Annotated in this window: 17 protein-coding genes; 4 read left to right on the forward strand and 13 right to left on the reverse strand. The window is 71.2% G+C overall.

Annotated elements, in window-relative coordinates; all coding sequences use genetic code 11:
* Positions 1–92: 92 nt before the first annotated feature.
* Positions 93–668, reverse strand: a complete 576-nt coding sequence (locus ACIOJD_RS29670; RefSeq protein WP_401919116.1) for a histidine phosphatase family protein — start codon at positions 666–668, stop codon at positions 93–95.
* A gap of 171 nt (positions 669–839) precedes the next feature.
* Positions 840–2,276, reverse strand: coding sequence for a PLP-dependent aminotransferase family protein (locus ACIOJD_RS29675; protein ID WP_401919117.1), 1,437 nt, complete (start codon positions 2,274–2,276; stop codon positions 840–842).
* On the opposite strand from ACIOJD_RS29675, the gene ACIOJD_RS29680 reads away from it, so the two are divergent.
* Positions 2,275–3,195, forward strand: a complete 921-nt coding sequence (locus tag ACIOJD_RS29680) for a DMT family transporter (protein WP_401919118.1) — start codon at positions 2,275–2,277, stop codon at positions 3,193–3,195. The two genes, ACIOJD_RS29675 and ACIOJD_RS29680, sit on opposite strands and share 2 nt — an antisense overlap.
* Positions 3,196–3,269: 74 nt before the next feature.
* Here ACIOJD_RS29680 and ACIOJD_RS29685 read toward each other — a convergent pair whose 3' ends face one another.
* Positions 3,270–4,502 (reverse strand): glycoside hydrolase family 10 protein, encoded by a 1,233-nt coding sequence (locus tag ACIOJD_RS29685; RefSeq protein ID WP_401919392.1) that lies wholly within the window; start codon positions 4,500–4,502, stop codon positions 3,270–3,272.
* Positions 4,503–4,822: 320 nt separating this feature from the next.
* Between ACIOJD_RS29685 and ACIOJD_RS29690 the strand changes: the two genes are divergently transcribed.
* Positions 4,823–5,683 carry a 3-hydroxybutyryl-CoA dehydrogenase gene (locus tag ACIOJD_RS29690; RefSeq protein WP_401919394.1) on the forward strand — a complete coding sequence of 287 codons (861 nt, stop codon included), beginning with the start codon at positions 4,823–4,825 and terminating at the stop codon, positions 5,681–5,683.
* 287 nt (positions 5,684–5,970) lie between these two features.
* On the forward strand, positions 5,971–6,228 hold the full coding sequence (locus tag ACIOJD_RS29695; RefSeq protein ID WP_401919119.1) for a hypothetical protein: 258 nt from the start codon (positions 5,971–5,973) through the stop codon (positions 6,226–6,228).
* Positions 6,229–6,452: 224 nt separating this feature from the next.
* Here ACIOJD_RS29695 and ACIOJD_RS29700 read toward each other — a convergent pair whose 3' ends face one another.
* The 9 genes from ACIOJD_RS29700 to infC all read right to left on the reverse strand — a co-directional run bounded on the left by ACIOJD_RS29700 (position 6,453) and on the right by infC (position 16,831).
* On the reverse strand, positions 6,453–6,983 hold the full coding sequence (locus ACIOJD_RS29700; protein WP_401919120.1) for an NUDIX hydrolase: 531 nt from the start codon (positions 6,981–6,983) through the stop codon (positions 6,453–6,455).
* A 253-nt stretch (positions 6,984–7,236) separates the two neighbouring features.
* The gene (locus ACIOJD_RS29705; protein WP_401919121.1) at positions 7,237–8,577 is read right to left on the reverse strand and encodes a transcriptional regulator; all 1,341 of its coding nucleotides are present in this window, start codon (positions 8,575–8,577) and stop codon (positions 7,237–7,239) included.
* Between the two features lie 323 nt (positions 8,578–8,900).
* Complete coding sequence (pheT, locus tag ACIOJD_RS29710; RefSeq protein WP_401919122.1) at positions 8,901–11,429, reverse strand: phenylalanine--tRNA ligase subunit beta; 2,529 nt, start codon at positions 11,427–11,429, stop codon at positions 8,901–8,903.
* The gene (gene pheS, locus ACIOJD_RS29715) at positions 11,429–12,556 is read right to left on the reverse strand and encodes a phenylalanine--tRNA ligase subunit alpha (protein ID WP_401919123.1); all 1,128 of its coding nucleotides are present in this window, start codon (positions 12,554–12,556) and stop codon (positions 11,429–11,431) included. Before pheS ends, pheT begins: the two co-directional genes overlap by 1 nt.
* A gap of 330 nt (positions 12,557–12,886) precedes the next feature.
* Entirely contained in the window at positions 12,887–14,158 is a 1,272-nt protein-coding gene (locus tag ACIOJD_RS29720; protein ID WP_401919124.1) for an ATP-binding protein, read from the reverse strand.
* 91 nt (positions 14,159–14,249) lie between these two features.
* Positions 14,250–15,089 carry a TrmH family RNA methyltransferase gene (locus ACIOJD_RS29725; RefSeq protein WP_401919125.1) on the reverse strand — a complete coding sequence of 280 codons (840 nt, stop codon included), beginning with the start codon at positions 15,087–15,089 and terminating at the stop codon, positions 14,250–14,252.
* A gap of 233 nt (positions 15,090–15,322) precedes the next feature.
* On the reverse strand, positions 15,323–15,709 hold the full coding sequence (rplT, locus tag ACIOJD_RS29730) for a 50S ribosomal protein L20 (RefSeq protein WP_401919126.1): 387 nt from the start codon (positions 15,707–15,709) through the stop codon (positions 15,323–15,325).
* Between the two features lie 102 nt (positions 15,710–15,811).
* The gene (rpmI, locus tag ACIOJD_RS29735) at positions 15,812–16,006 is read right to left on the reverse strand and encodes a 50S ribosomal protein L35 (RefSeq protein ID WP_401883404.1); all 195 of its coding nucleotides are present in this window, start codon (positions 16,004–16,006) and stop codon (positions 15,812–15,814) included.
* 126 nt (positions 16,007–16,132) lie between these two features.
* Positions 16,133–16,831, reverse strand: coding sequence for a translation initiation factor IF-3 (gene infC / locus ACIOJD_RS29740; protein ID WP_401919127.1), 699 nt, complete (start codon positions 16,829–16,831; stop codon positions 16,133–16,135).
* A gap of 431 nt (positions 16,832–17,262) precedes the next feature.
* On the opposite strand from infC, the gene ACIOJD_RS29745 reads away from it, so the two are divergent.
* A complete protein-coding gene (locus ACIOJD_RS29745; protein WP_401919128.1) occupies positions 17,263–17,631 on the forward strand; it encodes a DUF1844 domain-containing protein in 369 nt (122 codons plus the stop codon).
* A 51-nt stretch (positions 17,632–17,682) separates the two neighbouring features.
* Here the strand turns inward: ACIOJD_RS29745 and ACIOJD_RS29750 are convergent, their stop codons facing one another.
* Positions 17,683–18,414 (reverse strand): SseB family protein, encoded by a 732-nt coding sequence (locus ACIOJD_RS29750; protein WP_401919129.1) that lies wholly within the window; start codon positions 18,412–18,414, stop codon positions 17,683–17,685.
* Positions 18,415–18,507 lie beyond the last annotated feature (93 nt).

Here is an 18,507-nt window from a genome sequence, read left to right on the forward strand (position 1 = left end):
CCACCCGCCGCCCCGGCTCCGTACGGATCTGCTCAGGCACTCGTGTCTCAGCCGCCCGCGTCTCAGCCGTCCACGATTCAGCCGTCCGCGTCTCAGGCGCCCGCGTCGAGGCACAGGTTCCAACGGCCGGGGCCGCGCGTCAGGGTGACCGTCGACAGCGGCCGGACATCCACGTACCAGTAGGTCCGGGGCGGCGCCTTCAGCGCGTACACCAGGGCCGCCCGTACGACGGCGGGTTCGGCGACCGCGACGATGGCGGCGATGTCCTCGGCCGGACGGGTGTCCAGCCAGCCCCCTATCCGGGAGATGAAGGTCAGCAGGGGCTCGCCGCCGTGCGGGGCGGAGCGCGGGTCGGCGATCCAGGTGTCCACGGAGGCCGGTTCGCGGGCCATCACCTCACCGAGGGTGAAACCGCGCCAGCGGCCCATGTCGCAGTCGCGCAGGGCGGGTTGGGCCAGTGGCGCGAAGCCCAGGGCGTCACCGGTGGCGCGGCTGCGCAAGGTGGGTGAGCAGTACCGGAGTTCGGCGGCGGCCAGCGGGACCAGGGCATGGGCGACGAGCTGCATCTGGTGCCAGCCGACCTGGTCGAGCGGACGGTCGTCGTCGAAGCGCTCGTCGAACAGGTCCGAGCTGCGCGCTGCGGCGATCAACGTGACCCGAACACTCATGGCCGCGATCGTGGATCCGAAAGCCCAGCGGGTCAAGAGGAATCCGGCAGGCATAATCGCGCCAACTCAGCCTGTACTGACGCGACTTGGGATCAACCCTTCGAGTGTTCGGTCATGTCGGGCGCTCGGTCATGTCGAGTGCTCGGTCATGCTCGATCCGGGTGCCTCCCCTCACCCGAGCACCTCGTCGCACGCCGTACGCAGCCGCCGTACCCCCTCGGCGATCTCGGCGGGGCCCGCCACCGCCGCGAAACTCAACCGCAGGTGTGCGGCCGGTGGTTCGGCGCTGAAGTACGGGCGGCCCGGGGCCACCGCGACGCCCGCGCGCAGAGCGGCGGAGACGACCTCCCGCTCGTCGGTGCCGTCGGGGAGGCGGAGCCAGAGGTGGTAGCCGCCGGACGGGACGTACGGGAGGGCGAGTTCGGGCAGTTCGGTGCGCAGCGCGGCGGCCAGGGTGTTTCTGCGGGTCTGCAACTCGGCGGACACGGTGCGCAGATGACGCTTCCAGGCGGCCGATCCCACCAGTTCCAGAGTGGCTTCCTGGAACGGGCGCGGGACGAAGAAGGTGTCGACCACATGGATGGCGCGCAGTCGCTCCAGGACCGGACCCCGGGCCGCGAGCGCGCCCATCCGCAGGCTCGGGGAGGTCGCCTTGGTGAGTGAGCAGACATGGACGACGACGCCGTCGGGGTCATGCGCGGCGAGCGTCTCGGGCAGCGGGCCCGCGTCCGTGTGCACCATCAGCCGCGCGAAGTCGTCCTCGATCACGAAGGCCCCGAACTCCCGCGCGATGCGCAGCACTTCGGGCCTGCGCTCCGGGGAGAGCACGGCTCCGGTGGGGTTCTGGAAGAGCGGCTGGCACACGAAGACCTGGGCACCGGAGGCCCGGAAGGCGGCGGCGAGGAGATCGGGCCGTACTCCGTCGCGGTCCACCGGCACCGGCACCGGGCGCAGCCCGGCGGCGCGGGCGATGGCCAGCGTCCCCGGGTACGTGGGCGACTCGACCAGGATGGGCGCACCGGGCGGGGCGAGCGCCCGCAGCGCGGTGGTGAGCGCGCTCTGCCCACCCCCCGTGACCAGGACTTCCGCCGCCGTGCGGCTGCCTCCGATCCACCGGGCGAACCAGGCCCGCAGTTCGTGCAGTCCGTCGGCGGGCGGCCTGCTCCAGACGCCGGGCCGCCTGCCCGCCCGCGCCAGGGCCGCGGCCATCGCCTGTTCGGGCTGGAGCGAGGTGTGGAGATAGCCGCCGGTGAACTCGATGACGCCGGGCGGCGGCGCGGCCAGGGTGATCAGGACACCGGAGGCGTCGACGGCGCGCGGCACGAGTTCGGTGGCGGCGTCGGCGCTGAGGGTGACCTCCTGCCAGCAGGTGTCACCGGGCGCCGGCGTCCCGGTCCGGGCGGGCGCGCGGAAGACCCCGGCACCGGGGCGGGTCACGACCAGCCCTTCGGACGCGAGCCGGGCGAGTGCCCGGGAGACAGTCACCGGGGAGACCCGGTACCGGTCGACCAGCACCCGGCTCGACGGCAGCTTTCCACCAGGTGAGTAGCGGTTCAATTCCCGCCTCAGGGAGTCTGCCAGTTCAGCCACGCTGCTACGCTCTTGCATGACAGCAGAGAATAGCGCTACTCACACCTCGACGATAGCGGTCAACAGCGGCACGGACGAGACCGCCGGCAGAGGCACGCTCCTCGCCGTGCTGGGCGTGGTGGCCTTCTCCCTCACCTTCCCGTCCACCGCGTGGGGGCTGGAGAGCTTCGGCCCCTGGTCGTTCGTCGCCCTGCGCAGCGCGCTCGCCGCACTCATCGCCGGGGGCTTTCTGCTGGCGCTGCGCGTCCCGGTCCCCGAGCGTCGGCACCGGGGCGGGCTCGCGGTGGTCGCCGGCGGGGTCGTGGTCGGCTTCCCGCTCCTGACGACGCTGGCGCTGGAGACCTCCACCACCTCGCACGCGGCCGTGGTGGTCGGTCTGCTGCCGCTGACCACGGCCGCGTTCGCCGCCGTCCGTACGGGCCGCCGCCCCGCCCGTACGTTCTGGGTCGCCGCCCTCGTCGGCGCCGCCGTGGTGATCACCTTCGCGGTCCAGCAGAGCGGCGGGTCCGTCTCCACCGGCGATGTCCACCTCTTCGGCGCGCTGCTGGTGTGCGCCGCGGGGTACACGGAGGGCGGCAGGCTGGCCCGGGTGATGCCGGGCTGGCAGGTGATCGGCTGGGCGCTGATCGCGTGTCTGCCGCTCTCGGTGACGGGCCTGGCGGTGGCCCTGGCCTTCGAACCGGTGCGCTTGACGGGCCACGGGGTGATCGGACTCGTCTGGGTGGCCGCGGTCTCGACCTTCTTCGGGCTGTACGTCTGGTACCGCGGCATGGCGTCGATCGGCATCGCCAGGGCGAGCCAGCTTCAGCTCGCCCAGCCGGTGCTGACCCTGGTCTGGTCGGTGTTTCTGCTCGGGGAACAGCTCACGCCCGCCGCGCCGGTGGCGGCCGTGGCGGTACTGGTCTGCATCGCGGTCACCCAACGGGCGCGCGGCTGAGGGAGACCAGCCCCCGTCCGCCCCGCACGGGGCCCCGGCTCAGCGCGGCCCGCACCGCCTCGGCCCGCACCGCCTCAGCCCGTACCGCCTCGCAGCGGCGCCCGCTTGCCGTAGTGGTCCTTCACCACCCGCGTCATCGCCCCGATCGGATCCGTACCGACTTCCTTCCCCGAGAAGTAGCAGTGCCCGTGCACCCCGGGGTACTTCTTGGCGAGGGTGAGATGCCGGGACAGCTCGGCCGGGTCCTGCCAGGCGGCCGGCTGTGCCGGGTCCCCCGCCTTGTAGAGGGCCTCGCCGATGTAGAGATCGACGCCCGTCCCCCGTACCACCCCGTCCCACCAGCGCAGCAGCTTCGCGTAGTCGGCCGCGGCGAAGCCGATGTTCCAGTACAACTGCGGGGCGATGTAGTCGATCCAGCCCTTCTGGACCCACTTGCGGGTGTCGGCGTGCAGATCGTCGTACGTCTGCACGCCCGCCCGGGTGTCGGAACCGGCGGGATCGGTGGCGATGTTGCGCCACACCCCGAACGGGCTGATCCCGAACCGCACATCCTTCTTGATCTTCTTGATCCGGTCGGCCGTCTCCCGTACCAGCCGGTCGGTGTTGTCCCGCCGCCACGCCGCCTTGTTCGCAAAGGCGCCCCCGTAGCGTTCGTACGCCGCGTCGTCCTTGAAGGTCTGCCCGGCGACCGGATACGGGTAGAAGTAGTCGTCCCAGTGCACCGCGTCGATGTCGTAGCGCTTGACGGCGTCCAGCATCGCGTCCTGGACGAATTTCCTGACCTCGGGCAGCCCCGGGTTGTAGTACAGCTTCCCGCCGTACGGCAGGACCCAGTCCGGGTGCACGCGCGCCGGGTGTTTCGCGGAAAGCCGCGACGGATCGGCGTGGGTGGCGACGCGGTACGGATTGAACCAGGCGTGCAGCTCCAGCCCGCGCGCGTGCGCCTCGCGCACCGCCGTCCCCAGCGGGTCCCAGCCCGGGTCCTTGCCCTGAGTGCCGGTGAGGCACTGCGCCCAGGGTTCGTACGGGGAGGGCCACAGGGCGTCCGCCGTGGGCCGGACCTGGAGCACGACGGCGTTCAGCTTGCGGGCCACCGCCGTGTCCAGGTATGTGATCAGTTCGGCCTTCTGCCGCGCGGCTGTCAGTCCCGGTTTCGAGGGCCAGTCACGGTTGGTGACGGTCGCCATCCACATACCGCGCAATTCGCCGCGCGCGGCATGGTGTCCCCCGCCCCCGCCATGCCCTCCGTGCCCTCGTGCGCGTACCACCGCGGCCGCGTCCCCGGTCATCATCAGCGAGGCCGCCATCCCGGCCGCCGCCACCGCCAGCTCCCGACGGCCGATCCGTCCGCCGCCCTGCCCCGTGCCCGTTCTTCCGACGAGATCGCCACCGCGCCCCTGCCCCATGTGCTGCTCCCTGTCTCCTTGCTCCATACGCCTTCCTTCCCACCGGGTCCGTCCGGACAGGACCTCGGCGCCCGCGGCCCGCCGTGTCCGCTGAGCATGCCCGCCCCGGCACGTCGTCCACACACCCGGACGGAGTAACGTCCTGTCCGGAGGCAGGTGCCGAAACACCGGGACGACCTGCCGGGACACGGACCAGCGAAAGGCACGATGTGACCGACACCCTGACCGATATCGCCCGCGTCGGAGTGGTGGGCTGCGGCCAGATGGGCGCAGGCATCGCGGAGGTCGCCGCTCGCAGCGGCCTGGAGGTCATGGTCGCCGAGACCACCGGGGAAGCCCTGGAAATCGGCCGCACCCGGCTTCTGAACTCCCTCTCGAAGGCAGCGGAACGGGGCAAGATCACCGAGGAGGAGAGCGAGGCCGCACTCGGCAGGCTCAGCTTCACCACCGACCTCGGGGAGTTCGCCGACCGCGACCTCGTCATCGAGGCGGTCGTGGAGAACGAGCAGGTCAAGACCGAGATCTTCCAGGTGCTCGACCAGGTCGTGACCCGCCCCGACGCGATCCTGGCCTCCAACACCTCCTCCATTCCACTGGTCAAGCTGGCCGTCGCGACCTCCCGTCCCGACCAGGTCATCGGGATCCACTTCTTCAACCCGGCGCCCGTGCAGAAGCTGGTCGAGCTGATCCCCGCGCTGACGACCTCCGAGGAGACGATCCGGCGCGCCGACACCGTCGTCCGGGAGCTGCTGGGCAAGCACCCGATCCGGGCGCAGGACCGCTCGGGCTTTGTGGTGAACGCGCTCCTCATTCCGTATCTGCTCTCCGCGATCCGGATGTTCGAGTCGGGCATCGCGAGCCGCGAGGACATCGACAACGGCATGGAGCTCGGCTGCGCCCACCCGATGGGGCCGCTCAAACTCGCCGATCTGATCGGCCTGGACACGGTGGCCTCGGTCGCCGACTCGATGTACGCGGAGTTCAAGGAGCCGCTGTACGCCGCTCCCCCGCTGCTTCAGCGGATGGTGGACGCGGGCCGGCTCGGCCGCAAGACGGGCGCGGGCTTCTACACGTACCTCTGAGCACGCACGCTCACCGGTACCTCCGCGTGCCCCGTCCCCGTACCTCCGCGCGCCCCGCCCGCACTCCGGAGCACTCCCGCTCACGCTCCGGAGTGCGGGCGTGCCCGCTCCGGAATGCTGCCGTCCGTACTTCCGAGTACCCCCCGCGTTCGTGATTCGCACGGAGTGTGCGAAGGGCGCTCGCATATGCCATCCACGCACCCTGATGCCCTCCGTCCAGGCGTAGTTGACTCAGTTCCACCCACTCAAGGAACTGTCGTACAACTTTCCCGAACAGGAGCGGACTCGTGCCCACCGACCCCGATTATTCCGTGGCCGTCGAGAGCCACGCGGAGTTACGCCGCGGCCTCGACGTCGGTCTCGCAAGGACCGACGGCAGACTGGCGCTGCTGGCCCATCGCCACGACGAGACCGACAAGGACATGGACGATCTGGCCGCGCGCGTCGCGGCCCTGGAGAACGCCAGGTGGCCGCTGCCCGCCGTGGCCGCTCTCTGCTCAGTCGCAGCACTCGCGGTGACGGTCTGGCAGGGCATCGGGCACTAGGACGTGTTGCGAAGGTCCCCGCCCGGCCGATCCCTGCCGGGCACGGAACGCCTGGCACGGAACGCCTGGCGCGGCGGCGTCTTGCGAACCACCGCACCAGACGCCCCGGTCCGATCCGGCAGGACCGACCGGACCGGACCTGGATCATTCACCACCGCCGGACCTCCACCCGGAACGCCCGCTCCACCGGGCCTCGACCCGGCCCGCAGGGCCCCGAACCGGAGTCATCCCAGCCGTAAGTGATGGAGCATCAGCAGCCCGGCCGCCATATTGGCGGCCGGGACCTCGCCCCTGGCGATCATGTCGGGCACCAGCTTGAGCGGCACCCACTCCCGGCGCGAGGACTCGAAATCGTCCTCGGGATAGCCGATGAACGTGGCGTCCTCGGCCCAGTAGAGATGATGGCGGGCGTCGGTCAGGCCGTTGGACGGCTCGACCGTCAGGAGATGCCGGAGCGGTCCGGGGCGCCACCCGGTCTCCTCCTCCATCTCCCGTGCCGCGGCGGTCTCGATGTCCTCGCCGTCCTCGACGACACCCGCGGCCAGCTCCCAGCCCCAGCTGTCGGTGATGAAGCGGTGCCGCCAGAGCATGAGCACCTCGTTCGCCGGGTTGACCACGGTCGCGACGGCGACCGGACGGAGCCGGATGAGGAAGTGGTCCAGGTGCCGGCCGTCAGGGAGTTTGACGTCCGCCAGGTTGACCCGGAACCAGCGATTCTCGTACACAGTCTGTTCGGTTAGTTTCGTCCACTGCACGTTTCTGCCACCTTCCGACAAGTTGATGGCAATATCGCAGCAGCAGCTCACCTTCACGGGAACGCGTAGGGGGCTCACGGAGGACCGGTGCAGGGCCTCCGCGAGGCCTCCGTAGGGACTACGGAAGCTCTCCACAGGGACTACACCCAGACTCCGCGGTGACTATGCGGGGAACCACGCGGGGACTGCACAGGAACCCCACGGTGATGGCGCGGGACGTGTCCCGGGGACGACCACGGGCCCGCGATGGGGCTCAGAGAGGGAGACTGAGCGCCCCGTCGATCAGTTCGGCCGTCTCCTCCGCGTCGGCGGAACCGCTGGCCACCAGCTGTTCCCGTACCGCGCGCAGTCGGTCCCGCAGTCGCTGGGACTCCATTCCCCTGGCCCGTTCGGCCATCTCCGCCGCCGTCCTCGCGGCGCGGTCCGGTTCGCCCTGCCGCAATTCGATATGGCTGAGCATCGCGAGCCGGTGCACGCGCCCGCGGTCGTGCGCCGGTGTGTCCACGGCAGCGGCCGCGTGCACCCGAGCGGCTGTCAGATCACCGAGGCTGAGCAGCGCCTCCGCCACCTGTACGTTCACCAGTCCCGGCTGGACGTAGCCCGTCTCGTCCGGCTCGCCCGACGGCCGGATACGCTCCGCTTCCGTCTCCGCGAGCCGGATACAGCCGAGCGCGGCGCCGCTGTCGCCGAGATGGGCGTACGCCTTGGCCTGCATCGCGTACAGATCCGCGGCCAGCGCGGGGGTGATCTGGCGCCCCGCCGTGCGCAGCGCGGCCTCGGCGAACGCGACGGCCTGGCGGTACTCCCCCATGAACAGCGACTGGTTGACCAGCAACGCGATCACATAGGCGCCAAGCCCCCGGTCGCCACTGGCCTTGGCCAGCCGCAGCGCCTGGTGGAAGTAGCGCTGGGCGAGACCATGGGCGTCGGAGTCGTACGCGCAGATACCGGCCACCGCGACCAACCCGCCCGTGGACCGGTGCAGTTGACGTCCCAGGGCGTCGCTGTACCCGCCGCGCAGCAGGGGCGCGGTCTCGGCGTTGAGGAAGCCGACGACACGGGCGCGGGTGGCGACGCCGCCGGCTCTTCGGTACATCAGCTCGTAGTGCGCCCTGGCCGCCCGCATCAACTTGATGTCGGCCGGGCCCACTCTCGTACAGCCGCTGCGGGAGACGTCGGAGTCCTCCGGTGGGTTCTCCCACTCCCATACGGGCATGATCGCGGGCGTGCCGGTGACGGCCGGAGCCTCGACTATGTGCGGCCGTTGCTGTTCGTCACTGCGCCACAACGCGGTGGCCCGCTCCACGAACCCGGCGAGCGGTGTGGCGCCGGGCATCAGCGCTTCTCCCGCCACTCCGAGCCCGATGTCGTCCAGGGTGAGCGGGCGGCGCAGCCGGTCGCTGAGGACCGCGCAGATCAGGTCGGGCACCTGGCCGCGTGGCCGCTGGCCCTTCAACCACCGTGACACGGCGGTGTGTTCGTACCGCAACGCGATGCCTCTGGCCCGGCCCGCCTGATTGATACGGGCGGCAAGACCGGCGTGGGAGATACCCGCCTCGTCGAGCAGGGAATCGAGCAGGCTGTTGGGCTGCATGTGGCCCCTCCGATGACTCGTCATGTCAAGAGTAGCGAAGGGGCAATCGCACGGGGTGTGAACGGAATGCCCTCGTCCGGACCGTGCGCACACTGTCCATCGGACCGCCCGGCGGGTTGACTTGAATCGCCTCGCTCCGCAACGGGGCCGCCGGGCCGCCGGCTCCCCCTCGTATCAGTGCGGTGGCCCGAAACGGCGTCGTCCGTCCCGCAGTCCTGCCCGACACTCCGCCGCGGGGCGGACGACGCCGACCCCACAGCCCACCCGGACGAGTGAGGGGCGCGTCCGGAATTCCGGACGCGCCCCTCACTGAGTACCGGGTACTACGCTCCGCGCAGCACCGCCCCGGTCCGCTCGGCCGCGAGCGCGACCGCCGCGTCACGGGCGGCCGTGGCCTCCTCGACCGTCAGCGTCCGGTCCGCCGCGCGGAAGCGCAGGGCGTACGCGAGCGACTTGCGCCCCTCGCCGATCTGCTCTCCGGCGAAGACGTCGAACAGCCGCAGGGACTCCAGGAGTTCACCCGCGCCCTCGTGCAGCGCCCGCTCCACCTCGGCGGCCGGCACGTCCTGGGGGACGACCAGCGCCACGTCCTGGGTGGCGACCGGGTAGGAGGAGATCCGCGGCGCCTGGAGCGGGCCGGTGCCCGCCCGCTCCAGCAGATCGAGGTCGATCTCCATGGCGCAGGTGCGCTCCGGCAGCCCGAGCGCCTTGACGACGCGCGGGTGCAGCTCTCCGGCGTGGCCGACGAGCGTCTCCTCGCCGTTCACGGTGGCGAGCAGGGCCGCGCAGCGGCCCGGGTGCCACGGCTCACGCCGGCCGGCCCGTACGGCGAGGGCGGCCCCGGCCTGCTTGGCGACGGTACGGGCGGCCTCGACGGCGTCCGCCCAGTCGGCCGGGCGGCCCTTGCCCCACCAGCCGGCCTGCTCACGCGCCCCGGCCAGGACGACCGCGGCGTACCGCGGCTGGAGCGGCAACGCGGCGTCCAGTCCGGCCAGTTCCTCGTCGGACGGACGTCCGTCGACGGACAGCCGGACCGGTACGGTCTCCTCGCCGGTCGGCCGGAAGACCAGACCGGTCTCGAAGAGCGCCAGGTCGTGCGAACCGCGCCCGTCGTTGCGGCGCAGCGCGGTGAGGAGACCCGGCAGCAACGTGGTGCGCAGCGCCGGTTCCTCGTCGGAGAGCGGGTTGACGAGCGTGACCGTACGGCGCCGGTCGTCGTCGGCGGGCAGTCCGAACGCGTCGAGCACCGCGTCACCGATGAACGGGTAGTTCAGCGCCTCGACATAGCCGGCTCCGGCGAGCGCGCGGCCGATCCCGCGGCGCAGCCGCTGACGGTCGGTGAGCCCGCGGCCCGAGGGCGGGGTGGGCAGCGTCGAGGGGAGGTTCTCGTACCCCTCCAGGCGGATGACCTCCTCGGCGAGGTCGTTGGGCTCGCCGAGGTCGGGGCGCCAGGACGGGACGGTGACGATCAGCTCGTCCTGCCCGTACACGTCGCAGCCGATCTCCTGGAGCCGTCGTACGACGGTCTCCCGGCCGTAGTCGACACCCGCGACGCGGTCGGGGTGATCGGCGGGCATGGCGATGGTGTGCGGCCCGGAGGGCGCGACGACATCGGTGACACCGGCCTCGGCGGAGCCGCCGGCGAGCAGCACCAGCAGGTCGACGGTCCGCTGCGCGGCGGCGGCCGTGGCCTGCGGGTCCACTCCGCGCTCGAAGCGCTTGGACGCCTCGGAGGGCAGCTTGTGGCGGCGCGCGGTGCGGGCGATGGTGATCGCGTCGAAGTGCGCGGCCTCGATGACCACCTCCGTCGTGCCCCGCGTCTCACCCGTCTCGGGGTCGGTGACGACATCGGCGATCTCGGTGTCGGCCCCGCCCATCACGCCGGCGATGCCGATCGGGCCCCGGTCGTCGGTGATGACCAGGTCCTGGGCGTCCAGGACCCGCTTGGCGCCGTCGAGCGTGGTGATCTTCTCGCCGGCGTGCGCGCGCCGGACGCCGATCGGCCCGTCGAGCCGGGACCGGTCGTACGCGTGCAGCGGCTGCCCCAGCTCCAGCATCACGTAGTTGGTGATGTCGACCGCGAGCGAGATCGGCCGCATACCGGCCTTCTGGAGCCGGCGCCGCAGCCAGATGGGGCTGCGGGCCTCGGGGTCGAGACCGGTGACCGTACGGGCCGTGAAGCGGTCGCAGCCCGCCGGGTCGGCGATCTTCACCGGGTAGCCGAACGCGTTCGGCGCGGGGGTGTCGAGCAGCGCCGGGTCGCGCAGCGGCAGACCGTACGCGATGGCGGTCTCGCGGGCGACCCCGCGCAGCGAGAGGCAGTAGCCGCGGTCGGGCGTGACGGCGATGTCGAGGACCTCGTCCACCAGCTCCAGGAGCGCGATGGCGTCGGTACCGGCCTCGTGCTCGGGCGGCAGCACGATGATGCCGCCCGTGCCGTCATCGCCCATGCCCAGCTCGTCGCCGGAGCAGATCATGCCGTGCGAGGTCCTGCCGTACGTCTTGCGCGCGGAGATCGCGAAGTCGCCCGGCAGCACCGCGCCGGGGAGGACCACGACGACCTTGTCGCCGACGGCGAAGTTCCGCGCGCCGCAGACGATCTCCTGCGGCTCACCGGTGCCGTTGGCGGTGCCGACGTCGACGGTGCAGAAGCGGATGGGCTTCTTGAAGCCCTCCAGTTCCTCGATGGTGAGCACCTTGCCGACGACGAGGGGGCCCTTGAGGCCGGCGCCGAGCTGCTCGACGGTCTCGACCTCCAGACCGGCGGAGACGAGCTTGGCCTGCACATCGCGGCCGGTCTCCGTCACCGGCAGGTCGACGTACTCCCGCAGCCAGGAAAGCGGGACGCGCATCAGATCTCCATCCCGAACGGCCGGGTGAACCGGACGTCACCCTCGACCAGGTCTCGCATGTCTTCGACGTTGTGGCGGAACATGAGCATCCGTTCGATGCCGAACCCGAAGGCGAATCCGCTGTACTTCCGGGGGTCGACGCCGCAGGCGGTCAGCACCTTCGGGTTGACCATGCCGCAGCCGCCCAGCTCGATCCAGCCCTCGCTGCCACAGGTGCGGCAGGGCCGGTCGGGGTTGCCGACCGAGGCGCCGCGGCACACGTAGCAGACCATGTCCATCTCGGCGGACGGCTCGGTGAAGGGGAAGAAGTTCGGACGGAGCCGGGTCTTCATGTCCGGGCCGAAGAGCGCCTGGACCATGTGGTCCAGCGTGCCCTTGAGGTCGGCCATGGTGAGCCCCTCGTCGACGGCCAGCAGCTCGATCTGGTGGAAGACCGGGGTGTGCGTGGCGTCCAGCTCGTCGGTGCGGTAGACCCGCCCCGGGCAGACGATGTAGACGGGCGGCTCGCGGTCGATCAGGGCACGGGCCTGGACCGGCGAGGTGTGCGTACGCAGCACGACACCGGACTCGTCGCCCGTGGTGCCCTCGGGGCCCTGGACGAAGAAGGTGTCCTGCATCTGGCGCGCCGGGTGGTCGGGCACGAAGTTGAGCGCGTCGAAGTTGAACCACTCCGCCTCGGCCTCGGGCCCTTCGGCGACCTCGTAGCCCATGGCGACGAAGACGTCCGCGACCCGCTCCATGAACGTGGTCAGCGGATGGCGGGCGCCGGCCGGGGTGCGGTCGTACGGCAGCGTGACATCCACCGCCTCCTCGACCAGCACTCGGGTGTCGCGCTCGGCCTCCAGCTCCGTCTGACGGGCGGCGAGGGCCTTGCTGACGGCCCCGCGCGCCTGGCCGACGCGCTTGCCGGCCTCGGCCTTGGCCTGCGGCGGCAGTGCGCCGATCTCCCGGTTGGCGAGGGCGAGCGGCGAGGTGCCCGAGGTGTGGGCGGTCTTGGCGTGGGCGAGTGCGTCGAGGTCACCGGCCGCGGCGAAGGCGGCGAGCGCCTCGTCCCGCATGCGCTCGATCTGCTCCGGTTTCAGTGCCTCGACCTCGACTGGGTCGTACGACTTGTTGGGTGCCGACATCTCTTCCCGTACTTCCGATTGGCTGGCGAAACGACCCTGCTCGAACACTGGGGGCGCCGCGACAGGGCCTGGGTGCCAAAAGTCGAGTCTAAGGGGTCCTTGCGGAGTGGCGGACGAGTAGCTCGCGGCGTCTGGTGCCGCGCATCGCAAGGCGGAGGATCGTCCGCGTACTGGACGTACTCGGACGCCTCCGACAACGCGGCGAGGCGTGGTGCCAGGCGTCGCGAGCCGGCCGCACACTCCGTAAGGGCCCCAAGGCCGTACGAGGGTGAAGTGGCCCGTGGGCCTGTCTCTCCGCTCTCACACACCGGAGGGGCAGGACCTGGACGCTCAGGACAGATAGGCCGGAGCGGCGACGGGCAGAACAAATCGGAACTGGGCTCCGCCGCCGGGTCCGCGGCCGACCGTGATCGTACCGCCGTGGGCCTCGACGATGCCCTTGACGATATACAGCCCGAGACCTGTCCCGCCCCGTTTGCTCCCCCGCCAGAAACGCGTGAAGACGCGGCTCATCGATTCCTCGGGGATGCCGGGGCCTTCGTCGCACACGGTGACCGCCGTCCCCTTCTCCGCGCCGTCCACGCTCTCGGCACTGTCCTCGCTCCCGGCGCCGCACGTGCTCCCGGCCGCTTTCGTGGCGCTCTCCGCGCGTGCGATACGCGCGGGCGCCACCTCGATGGTGACGGTTCCCTCGCCGTGGCGCACCGCGTTTTCCAGCAGGTTGCCGAGGATCTGGTCGATCTTGTCGGGATCGGCCCACAGGTCGGGCAGCGGCTGCTGTATCCGTACGAGGAAACGGTCCGGCGACTGTCCCGCGGCGGTGTGCGCCTGCACATGGCGTCCGACGGCCGCCCCGATGTCGACCGGCTGGCGCCGTACCTCCAGCCGTCCCGAGTCGATACGGGAGATGTCCAGCAGTTCGGCGATCAGCCGGGTCACCCGGTTGGCGTCCGCGTCGACGGTCTCCAGCATCAGCCGCTTCTGGTCGTCGGTGAACCGTTCCCACTTGGCGAGCAGCGTCGCCGTGAACCCCTTCACGGAGGTCAGCGGGGAGCGCAGTTCATGGGCGACGGTGGCGATCAGCTCGGCATGGCTGCGTTCGGTGCGGCGGCGGGCCTCGGTGCCGCGGACGGAGACGACCACACGGTGGACGGGACCGGTCGGATACGTCCGCACGTAGCGGGCGGAGACCAGGACCTCACGGCCGCCGGGGAGCAGCAGATTGCGCTCGGGCTGGCCGACCCGGGTGGCGAGTCCGCCGTACGGATCGGTCAGCGCCCACCAGCGGCGGCCCTTCAGGTCCTCCAGCGGCAGGGCGCGTTCGAGCGGCTGCCCCAGGGCGTCGGAGGGCGGTACGGCGGTGATGCGGGTGGCGGCCGCGTTGAAGCAGATGACCCGGCCGGTCTCGTCGGCGACGATCAGGCCGTCGGGGAGGTCGTCGGGGTCGATCCCGGAACTCCACGTATCGATGGCGGCCCCATCGGTACCGGCCCCGGCCTTGATCCCGTTCGTACCGTTCCGGGACTCCGTACGTGTCCCCGACGCGGCGGGACCTCCGGAGGCACATGGTGGCGGTAAGGGCCTGCTCTCACCGACAGTCATCCCCGCATCCCACCTTCTTCCGCGTCGCTCAGTGCTCAGTGGGCCTCCGAAACCGCCACACTACTAGCTGAACGTGACGGAGCGGACCCCCTCAGCGTTTGCCGTGGACTCTCTGGGCGCGCGCTGAGGCGTAGAGACATACGGCCGCGGCCGTCGCGAGGTTCAGACTCTCGGCCTTTCCGTGGATCGGCACCCGCACCACGGCGTCCGCGAGGGCGCGGGTCTCGGCCGGCAGCCCCCAGGCCTCGTTGCCGAAGATCCAGGCCGTGGGCCCGCCCATGGTGCCCGCGTCGAGCTCGTCGTCCAGGTCCCTCTCGCCGGCGCCGTCGGCGGCGAGGATACGGACGCCGGCCTCCTGGAGCCCCTGGGCGGCCCGCTCGACGGGGACTCCGACGGCGACGGGCAGATGGAAGAGCGAACCGACCGACGCCCGGACCGACTTGGGGTTGTAGAGGTCGACGGAGGCGTCGGTGAGGACGACGGCGTCGGCGCCCGCCGCGTCGGCGCAGCGCAGCACCGTACCGGCGTTGCCGGGGTCGCGGACGTTCGACAGGACGGCGACGAGCCGGGGGCGGGCCCGGAGGATCTCCTCGAACGGCGAGTCGAGGAAGCGGCAGACGCCGAGCAGCCCCTGGGGGGTGACGGTCTGGGACACGTCGGCGAGCACCGCGTCGGCCGCGAAGTGCACCCGGGCCCCGGTGGCACGGGCCGCGTCGACGATGTCCGCGTACCGCTCGGCGGCCTCGGCGGTGGTGAACAGCTCGACCAGCGTGGGCTCCCCGTCACCGCCGCGGTGGGCCACCGCTTCGCGTACGGCCTGTGGCCCCTCGGCGATGAACCGGCGTTCCTTGCCTCGGAAGGCGCGCTTGGCGAGCCTGCGCGCGGCCGTGACTCGCGGGGAACGCGGGGAGATCAGCTCGGGGGTGCCCATGAGCGGCGGTTCTCACTTCTCGTACGAGGGGGGCGTGTGGGGAAACGGGAGGCGCGGAGAGCGGGCGTACGGCCGGCACCTCGCAGAAGGCGGATGTGCGGGTGGAACGCGCCGGACCCGCAGGCGCGGTGCCTGCGGGTCCGGCGGGAAGTGCTGAGGGGTGTCGCGAGGCCGACGCCATCCGCCCGGAGGCCAGGCGGGCCGTCACAGCGCCCCTTGCGGCCTGACGGAGATCAGGCAGCGGCCTTCGGGGCGTTGACGTCGCTCGGGAGGGCCTTCTGGGCGACCTCGACGAGCGCGGCGAACGCGTTGGTGTCGTTGACCGCGAGCTCGGCGAGGATCTTGCGGTCCACCTCGACGTTGGCGGCCTTCAGACCCTGGATGAAGCGGTTGTAGGTGATGCCGTTGGCGCGGGCAGCGGCGTTGATCCGCTGGATCCACAGCTGACGGAAGTCGCCCTTGCGCTTCTTGCGGTCGTTGTAGTTGTAAACGAGGGAGTGGGTGACCTGCTCCTTCGCCTTGCGGTACAGGCGCGAACGCTGGCCGCGGTAACCGCTGGCCTGCTCCAGAATTGCCCGGCGCTTCTTGTGGGCGTTGACTGCCCGCTTGACGCGTGCCACGTGTTGACTCCTTGTAGCGGGGCCGTGGTTGGACTCACACGGCCCGGAAACGAATGGATCCCGGTCCTGTTGCCGCGCCCCCGGTCACCGGGGGCCGCGACATCACTTGCCGAGAAGCTTCTTGATCTTCTTGGCGTCGCCCGGGGCCATCTCGGCGTTGCCGCTGAGGCGACGCGTCAGCTTGGACGACTTGTGCTCGAGCAGGTGGCGCTTGCCGGCCCGCTCGCGCAGCACCTTGCCGGAGCCGGTGATCTTGAAGCGCTTGCTGGCACCGCTGTGCGTCTTGTTCTTCGGCATAGCGCCGTCTCTCCTCGTCAGTGGCGCCCCCTGCCGGTCGGCCGACCGGCGCGCGGGAGCGTCATGTCTCTGGTGTGTGGTTCCGGACCGGAACCGAGGGTCTGCCTGGGTGGCAACCCGCTCGGATCACGCTTCGGAAGATGCCTCGACCGGGGTCTCGGCCTTGGCCTCGGCAGGTGCTTCGGCCGGAGCCTCGGCGCCCGCGTCCGCCGAGTCCTCGGTCGCGTAACCCTGGCGCTCCGCCTTGCGGGCGGCCTGCGCCTCACGGGCCTCGGCCATGGCCTCGGTCTTCTTCTTGTGCGGACCAAGAACCATGATCATGTTCCGGCCGTCCTGCTTCGGGTTGGACTCGATGAACCCGAGGTCCTCGACGTCCGAAGCAAGCCGCTGGAGCAGTCGGAAGCCCAGCTCGGGGCGGGACTGCTCACGACCACGGAACATGATCGTGATCTTGACCTTGTCACCCTGCTTGAGGAACCGGACGACGTGACCCTTCTTGGTGTCATAGTCGTGCGGGTCGATCTTCGGCCGGAGCTTCATCTCCTTGATGACCGTGTGCGCCTGGTTCTTGCGCGCCTCACGGGCCTTCATGGCCGACTCGTACTTGAACTTCCCGTAGTCCATGAGCTTGCACACGGGCGGACGGGCTGTCGCCGCGACCTCGACCAGGTCCAGGTCGTACTCCTGCGCAAGTTCCAGGGCCTTGGCGAGCGGGACAATGCCCACCTGCTCACCACTGGGACCGACAAGTCGCACTTCGGGAACGCGAATCCGGTCGTTGATGCGGGGCTCGGCGCTGATGGATCCTCCTCGGTAGCACCACACGACTGTCTGGCAGACAGCCGCGTAACGTCTGTTGTGATCAGACCAACCGCGGCGGAACATCAAAAATGCCCCGGACGGCACACAGGCAGGAGCTCCTCGAATACCGGAGCACCGCCGTGCATGTGCCACGGGGCGCATCGGGCGGTTCCATCGTCCGTACGGAACGATGGGCACCGCCTGACCGGTGACCCGCTGCCCGGAAGGGGCAGCCAGGTGGGAGATCGGAGCCTCCACTTGTGGGCCGGGCACGCAGGTGTCCGGCCGGTCGTCACTCCAGGTTAGCACCATTGGCCCGGAGGAGCTAACGGAGGAGCGGGCGCCGAGCGCGCCGTGAAGCCGCGGTGGTCCGCAGGACCGGCCGGCGGGGTGCCGCCGGGCCGCTGCCGGAGGCGAGGGACGGCCGGGTACCGCCGGGGCATATCGTGTGGGGCATGAACGACGCGACCTCCCCCTCCGCCCAAGATTCCGCCGGCTTCGACGCCATGACCCGCGACATCGCGGAAGTTCCCGCCGTCGAGGTGATCGTCACGGTCGCGGTGAACCTGATGAGCGCGGCCGCCGTGAAACTGGGGCTGACCGAGGAGGGCGCCGAGCACAAGGACCTGGACGAGGCGCGCAAGCTGGTCCACGCGCTGGCCGGTCTGATGGACGCCGGCGCGACGGAGATCAGCTCGTTCCACGCGGCGCCGCTGCGCGACGGGCTGAAGTCGCTCCAACTGGCGTTCCGCGAGGCGTCGCTGGTGCCGGACGAGCCGGGGCAGGGTCCGGGCGAGAAGTACACGGGTCCGGTCTACGGCTGACCGTCCGCCAGCAAGCCGATTCGTGTGATGTCGTCCGCCGACCGGTTCGCGTCACACACGTACGAAGAGGGGCTCGCCGGGAGGCGTGGCCTCGGCCGGCAGCAGTGCCAGGTCGAGTCCGCGTACCAGGCGGGCCCTCAGTACGTCATCGGCCGCGAGGGCCTCGGCGACCCGGCGGGCCGCCTCCGCCGGGGGCGTGGCCGGGTCCAGGACGAGCGCCAGGGTGCCGTCCGCGCTACCGGGGCCGAGGTGCGCCCGGAGCACGGCGGGCTCGGCGGCGACGGCGGACCGTACCGCCGTGGTGACAGCGGGGTCGTCGAGCGGATCGGTGCTCGGCCGCCCCTCGGCGAGGGCCAGCAGGGCGGGCCCGGTGAGCTGGTACGGGACGGGTCCGGCGAGGTCGAGCACCACCGTGTCGGCCTTCTCGTGGGCGGCGGCCTGGAGCGCCTGGTGCAGGGGTACGGCGACGGGGCGGGCCTCGGGGTCCCAGCGGGCCAGCGCCGCGACGGAGGTGAACGTGGGCAGTGCGCGCCGGTCGCCCGCCCGGAGGGTCGGCACCGCCATGTCGCTGGTCTTCTCGCGGCGCAGGCCGTTCTCGTCCTCCTCCGTCTCACCGAGGACGGCGACGACGGGAACCAGCAGGCGGGCGCTCCTGAGGGCGGCCAGCACACGCGGTTCGGCCGACCGGTCCCCGGCCCAGGCGGCCAGGGCCTCCGTCAGAGCGGGATCAGCGGTGCCGTCGTCGTCGGAGAAACCTGAGTCCGGGATGTTCTTGAGGGCCACGCGTCGAGACTAGACGAGTCCTTCCGAAGGCCCGGCCGCGGGGAAGCGGCACGCACGCGTACCCGGCCGCGCGCGGCAACGTACCGTCGTCGG

The sequence above is a fragment of the Streptomyces sp. NPDC088116 genome, assembly GCF_044741745.1.
In the GTDB taxonomy this organism is placed as follows: domain Bacteria; phylum Actinomycetota; class Actinomycetes; order Streptomycetales; family Streptomycetaceae; genus Streptomyces.

Excerpts from the sequence above, each read along its gene's own strand:
- ACIOJD_RS29680 (WP_401919118.1), top strand. The coding sequence starts at position 2,275 with ATGACAGCAGAGAATAGCGCTACTCACACCTCGACGATAGCGGTCAAC.
- ACIOJD_RS29670 (WP_401919116.1), bottom strand. The coding sequence starts at position 668 with ATGAGTGTTCGGGTCACGTTGATCGCCGCAGCGCGCAGCTCGGACCTG.
- ACIOJD_RS29705 (WP_401919121.1), bottom strand. The coding sequence starts at position 8,577 with ATGCAGCCCAACAGCCTGCTCGATTCCCTGCTCGACGAGGCGGGTATC.
- ACIOJD_RS29745 (WP_401919128.1), top strand. The coding sequence starts at position 17,263 with ATGAACGACGCGACCTCCCCCTCCGCCCAAGATTCCGCCGGCTTCGAC.
- ACIOJD_RS29685 (WP_401919392.1), bottom strand. The coding sequence starts at position 4,502 with ATGGCGGCCTCGCTGATGATGACCGGGGACGCGGCCGCGGTGGTACGC.
- ACIOJD_RS29720 (WP_401919124.1), bottom strand. The coding sequence starts at position 14,158 with ATGACTGTCGGTGAGAGCAGGCCCTTACCGCCACCATGTGCCTCCGGA.
- ACIOJD_RS29725 (WP_401919125.1), bottom strand. The coding sequence starts at position 15,089 with ATGGGCACCCCCGAGCTGATCTCCCCGCGTTCCCCGCGAGTCACGGCC.
- ACIOJD_RS29675 (WP_401919117.1), bottom strand. The coding sequence starts at position 2,276 with ATGCAAGAGCGTAGCAGCGTGGCTGAACTGGCAGACTCCCTGAGGCGG.
- rpmI (WP_401883404.1), bottom strand. The coding sequence starts at position 16,006 with ATGCCGAAGAACAAGACGCACAGCGGTGCCAGCAAGCGCTTCAAGATC.
- pheS (WP_401919123.1), bottom strand. The coding sequence starts at position 12,556 with ATGTCGGCACCCAACAAGTCGTACGACCCAGTCGAGGTCGAGGCACTG.
- pheT (WP_401919122.1), bottom strand. The coding sequence starts at position 11,429 with ATGCGCGTCCCGCTTTCCTGGCTGCGGGAGTACGTCGACCTGCCGGTG.